The following is a 1,678-nucleotide window of genomic DNA, read 5'->3' as shown; positions in this document are numbered from 1 at the left end:
GGTTTTGCTAGTGTAATCTACATTGGCGGTAGCGTTAATGGGTGCAGTGGTATAGTTGAAGGTAATTGGTTGCGGATTGGGATTATCAACTGTGACGGTGAGGATGGCATTATTATCTTTACCTTCCACTACGGTGATGTCGTTGATGGAGAGTTGCGAGGTGACACTGGTATCGTCATTGGTAATTGTTCCCGTGGCTGCGTTGGGAGTACCTACGGTATAACCTGTCCCAGAAGCAAGGGTTAAAATAACAGTTTCGTTACTTTCTACTATTGTGTCAGCAGTGGGGTCAACTGTTACGGTAGCAGTGGATGAACCAGCAGCAAAGGTGACGCTGGTGGGAAGAGAAGTGTAATCGATTCCATTGGTTGCTGTCCCACTGATACTGTAGTTAACTGTTAAAAGATTGGTGGTGGAACCTGTACGAGTGAAAGTGTAAATGAGATTAGCTGTCCCGTCTTCAGTCACGCTTGCTGGGGCTACCGCTAAGGTGATAGATGGTAGTAAAGAAATGACGGAAACGTTATCTAGTGCGAGGCCAAAAGCAGCATTTTCTGGCTCAATAGATAAACTATAAAATTCCAAGGTCGTTGTGGATGCAGTTGCCGTAAATACCCAGGTCTTATTTACCCAGCCCATATTATCATCACTAAACCCTGTAGTATCAAAGGAAAAAACTTCGGACTGGCCTGCGGCTGAAACTCCTAGTTGTCTGATGGGAGTTCCACTATAAGTATTGCCAGCCAAGGCAAAGGAGACAAGGTATTGTTGGCCTGCAATAGTGCTGAAAGTTTGAGCTATACTTTGCACGGCTACAACTTGCATTTTTTACTCAAGGACAATAATATAGTTTAAGAGTCATAATTAGAAGCAAGGCACTCATTAAAAACATGATTAACCTAGAATTCACGGAAGAAGAAAAGAACTCACTGTATTATGAAAGATTTCATCATCCCCATCCCCGGGTTCAACTGAAGATGGAAGTTCTCTGGTTAAAGAGCCAAAAGATACCGCACCAAAAAATTTGTCAGTTAGCAGGAATCTCGCCAAATACCTTATTAACCTATCTTCGAGATTATCAAGAAGGCGGAATAGAAAAATTAAAAAAATCAACTTCTATCGCCCTAAAAGTGAATTAGAGTCTCAAAAAGAAACCCTCAAAAAATACTTCGAGAAAAATTCACCAGCCACAATCAATGAAGCTGTATATAGGAGAGAAGAATTGACGGGAATAAAACGAAGTCCTACCCAAGTGAGAAAATTTTTAAAATCAATGGGAATGAAATGTTTAAAAGTAGGTTCTCTTCCTTCTAAAGCTGACCCAGATGAACAAGAGGACTACAAAGAAAAAAAGCTAGAACCCAGACTAAATGAGGCTAAAGAAGGAAAAAGGGCTGTTTTTTTTGTTGATGCCGCTCACTTCGTCATGGGAGCATTTCTCGGTTTTGTTTGGTGTTTTGAGAGACTTTTTGTTAAGTCACCGAGCGGGCGTAAACGCTTCAATGTTTTAGGAGCATTAAATGCAATAACTCATGAAGTTATTCTGGTTACGAATGACACTTATATTACAGCAACTCAAGTCTGTGAACTCCGGTCAAAAATAGCTGCTTTAGGAATAACTATTCCCATCACTCTAGTCTTAGATAATGCCCGCTATCAAAAATGTAAAATTGTTGAA

General features: G+C 40.6%; 3 pseudogenes. 1 reads left to right on the top strand and 2 read right to left on the bottom strand.

The window, feature by feature from the left end:
- Nucleotides 1-501, bottom strand: a pseudogene (locus tag O9332_RS09550) (Calx-beta domain-containing protein); the annotation flags it as partial.
- Nucleotides 502-525: 24 nt separating this feature from the next.
- A pseudogene (locus O9332_RS09545) lies at nt 526-825 on the bottom strand (DUF642 domain-containing protein); the annotation flags it as partial.
- Nucleotides 826-890: 65 nt separating this feature from the next.
- Between O9332_RS09545 and O9332_RS09540 the strand changes: the two are divergent.
- Nucleotides 891-1,678 (top strand): annotated as a pseudogene (locus tag O9332_RS09540) (IS630 family transposase); the annotation flags it as partial.

The organism is Microcystis sp. LE19-10.1B (genome assembly GCF_027530565.1).
Lineage (GTDB): Bacteria > Cyanobacteriota > Cyanobacteriia > Cyanobacteriales > Microcystaceae > Microcystis > Microcystis aeruginosa.
The sequence above is the reverse complement of the archived record's forward strand: the minus strand, read 5'-3'. Positions and strand labels throughout refer to the sequence as shown.